At 53.4% G+C, this 2652-nt stretch carries 6 protein-coding genes; all 6 read left to right on the top strand.

The window, feature by feature from the left end; genetic code table 11:
• A partial coding sequence (locus GTGU_RS22990; RefSeq protein WP_038163248.1) for a Mor transcription activator family protein occupies positions 1-310 on the top strand: 310 nt, incomplete at its 5' end.
• Between the two features lie 3 nt (positions 311-313).
• Positions 314-826, top strand: coding sequence for a hypothetical protein (locus GTGU_RS22985; RefSeq protein WP_038163245.1), 513 nt, complete (start codon positions 314-316; stop codon positions 824-826).
• A 98-nt stretch (positions 827-924) separates the two neighbouring features.
• Complete coding sequence (locus GTGU_RS22980) at positions 925-1515, top strand: glycoside hydrolase family 108 protein (RefSeq protein WP_038163243.1); 591 nt, start codon at positions 925-927, stop codon at positions 1513-1515.
• 2 nt (positions 1516-1517) lie between these two features.
• The gene (locus GTGU_RS22975; protein ID WP_038163240.1) at positions 1518-1736 is read left to right on the top strand and encodes a hypothetical protein; all 219 of its coding nucleotides are present in this window, start codon (positions 1518-1520) and stop codon (positions 1734-1736) included.
• A complete protein-coding gene (locus GTGU_RS22970) occupies positions 1729-2136 on the top strand; it encodes a hypothetical protein (RefSeq protein ID WP_038163232.1) in 408 nt (135 codons plus the stop codon). Before GTGU_RS22975 ends, GTGU_RS22970 begins: the two co-directional genes overlap by 8 nt.
• Positions 2124-2652 (top strand): hypothetical protein (locus GTGU_RS22965; RefSeq protein WP_038163230.1); only part of this gene is annotated, 529 nt, incomplete at its 3' end. The genes GTGU_RS22970 and GTGU_RS22965, both read left to right, overlap by 13 nt.

The following is a 2652-nucleotide window of genomic DNA, read 5'->3' as shown; positions in this document are numbered from 1 at the left end:
ACTGCTGTCTCAACTGAATGCGCTGCTGCGCAGCGAGCTGGAAAAACACGGTGTTGATCCACGGTTATCACTGGAGCTGGTTTACGCCATGAGCAGCCAGATTGGCGGTATGCAGGTCTATTTTCCACGCGGTGAGGTGCTCAATACCATCATCCGGGACATGAAGATCTGGCGTGATTTTACCGGGAAGAATATCCCTGAACTCGTTGAACGCTATCAGGTGACCTACAAAACAGTGTATAAAGCCATCAGGCGTATGCGCAGGCTTGAACAGCGTAAGTATCAACCGGACCTGTTTGGCAAGGAATGACATATGAAATTTACAGATATTCTGATTCTGAGCGTTATATTAGTCGGCGGGTATTCCTATTTTTTCAACAAAGATGAACCGCCCACGGTAAATGAGAAACTCATAGCTCAGTTTGAAAAGTATAAAACAGTGAGAAAAGGCGACTGGGAAAAAGGCGAGGTCATTGACTCAGTACAGGTATACACTGCTAAAACTGACTATCCGGCATTTCAGAGTGTATGGCTGCTGGGGGTAAATGAGGCTAGTGTGATGGTGGTGACTTCGGGGAAATACCCAAAAATTGAACCCTCAATGGCGCTGGGACAGTGTAAGAATCTCGCTGAGTCCGTTATGGATAATCGCGCTGATTCAATAGGCAATGCTGTATCCACTATATTCACTACAGCGGTTAACACATTTAATGAAGAAGGGAAAAAAGTAAAAGCCTCGGCAGAGATTGGAAATACACCGTTTAGTGTAACAGTCCAGAATATTGATTCAGCGCTAACATATTCTTGTGTTATAGGCATTTCATAACACCAGCCTATTTTAAATGAAGCCGGTTAATCCGGCTTTTTTTTCGTCCGGCACATGATGAAAAGGATCCACTAATCCATTTTCACAGGTGCCGTTTTATGAACAACACCCCTGATTCTCCCGCATTCCAGAATGCGCTGGCGTTCGTGCTCCGCTCTGAACGCGGTTACGTTAACGACCCCACTGACCGGGGCGGCGAAACCAACCTTGGTATCTCCGATAAGCGTGACGGCGTTGCCGACGGCATGACCGACGTCGATGGCAACGGCAAACCTGATACCCGTATCCGTGACCTGACGGTGGCGCAGGCCGGGCAGATTTATTTCCGCGATTACTGGTACCCCGCGTACTGCCCGCTGTGGCCTGATGACATCGCCCTGTTTGTCTTTGATTCGGCAGTTCAGCACGACCCTAAAAAAGCCATCAGGTTGCTCCAGGAAGCCGCCGGTTTTACGGGCAAGGACGTTGACGGTATCGCCGGTCAGAAGACACGTGCAGCCGTCGCGGGTGCTGACCCCGACTGGCTGCTTAACCGCCTGTTCGTCCGCCGTTCCCGTTATTACGCCGACATTATCAAAGCCACCCCGTCACAGGGCAAATACCTCAATGGCTGGTTTAACCGCCTTGATAACCTGGCGAATGCCTGCCGGGAAATCACCGGTTTCCGGTATTCGGTCGCCGGGGGTTGAGTATGGGCAAGGGATGGGAGGCATCACTGAAGCGCGGTCGTCATGACCGCCTGCGGCAGGAAGTGCTTCACCGCATGGCCGGTGGTCCGCCACCGGTCCCGACCAGCTATGAGGGGCATGACGGCACGCACGGCAGCTATTACCTGCGCGGCTGGTCGTCCGTCGATACGCGAGACATCATCTGGCAGTGCCAGAAATACAAGGAAAAACACTGTGTTTAAATCGTTTAATACCGACTGGCTGAAACTCGCACTGCTGAAGGTCTGGCAGTCTGGCTGGACTATCATTGTGCTGGCTGGCTTGTCCCTGATGTACTGTAACTTCTATGGCCGCCAGGCTTTTCTTGTCTGGTGGCTGGCACTGTCCGGGGTTGTGCTGGTGAGTTTCAGCATCTTTCTCGGCAATCTTCCTTACCGGCTCATTCAGCCGGTCATGAATATCAGCCGTTACGCGTATTTCTGGTCGTGGGTTGTCTGGGGTTGCGGAGTGGTTCTTCTGCTTTCCGCCTCTCTCTTTGCGTACCCGCTTATCACGCTGTTACTGGAGCCGGTCGGCGCAGTGCTTGGCCTCATGGTCTGCCGGTGGGTTTCACGTAAGGAGTTGCTGAAATGGATCCATTAACACTTTCCACCGTTGCCTCGGTGGTGCTGAAGGCCGGACCGTCACTGCTGCGCACGATTGGCGGCTGGTTTGGTGGCGATACAGCGAAAACAGCGGATTCCGTGGCCGGTATTGTTGAGAACGTCAACAGCGTTATCAACCCGCAGGATCAGCAGCGCATTCTTGAGCAGAAGCTGGCGCAGCTTCCGCCCGAGCAGTTCGTCCAGCTGGAAGCGCTGAAAGTCCAGCTTGAGCAGGTGCAGCTCGAAAAACAAAAGGCGGTGCTGGCAGACCGTCAGTCAGCTCACCACGAGCAGCAGGAGACCATCCGTAACGGCGACAATGCCACGGACGAGTATGTCCGCAGGACCCGTCCGCTGATGGCCCGTCTCTCGCTCTATAGCTGCATGCTTTACGTCATGCTTCTGGCCGCCGGTCAGATGGCGGCCGCCATTGCCACCGCATACGGTCACAGCCTGACAATGCCTGCGCCAGACTGGGATATTGCGCTGATGCTGGCAACGCCATCGCTGGGTT

The organism is Trabulsiella guamensis ATCC 49490 (assembly GCF_000734965.1).
Lineage (GTDB): Bacteria > Pseudomonadota > Gammaproteobacteria > Enterobacterales > Enterobacteriaceae > Trabulsiella > Trabulsiella guamensis.
The sequence above is the reverse complement of the archived record's forward strand: the minus strand, read 5'-3'. Positions and strand labels throughout refer to the sequence as shown.

What these genes read in the sequence shown, in the direction of transcription:
- GTGU_RS22975 (WP_038163240.1), top strand. Translation starts at nt 1,518, where the DNA reads ATGGGCAAGGGATGGGAGGCATCACTGAAGCGCGGTCGTCATGACCGC.
- GTGU_RS22985 (WP_038163245.1), top strand. Translation starts at nt 314, where the DNA reads ATGAAATTTACAGATATTCTGATTCTGAGCGTTATATTAGTCGGCGGG.
- GTGU_RS22980 (WP_038163243.1), top strand. Translation starts at nt 925, where the DNA reads ATGAACAACACCCCTGATTCTCCCGCATTCCAGAATGCGCTGGCGTTC.